We start from the raw sequence: 344 nt of genomic DNA on the forward strand, positions 1-344 counted from the left end.
CGGTCAAAACCGCTCAGGTTATGTACGGAATCTAAATCAAAGTTATGCCGGAGGGACTTCAATGCCTCCATCTGTGCCTGATTTTTATTCTTGTCCCGGACTGCCTCTAATCTCTGGGCCAGCCTGTAATCGCACACAAAATGTTCCTTTCCCTTGCGGACAACTGCCTTTAATTCTCCCTGAAGCAGATCTGCTTTTAACAGTACATCCGATAAAAAAGGAACATATTCCTCTATGATAGCTTTCTGTAAGGCAATGCTGGAAGTGGATACCACCACAGGCCGCCTGTCACATCCCGAATAACCGGAATGCAGTACACTATATTTCCGCATCAGGATGCAGGC

General features: G+C 46.5%; 1 pseudogene. It reads right to left on the reverse strand.

Annotated features, from left to right (window positions below):
• A pseudogene (locus tag LIQ05_RS19555) lies at nt 1-344 on the reverse strand (ATP-dependent DNA helicase); the annotation flags it as partial.

This window comes from Blautia glucerasea (genome assembly GCF_020537505.1).
In the GTDB taxonomy this organism is placed as follows: Bacteria; Bacillota; Clostridia; order Lachnospirales; family Lachnospiraceae; genus Blautia_A.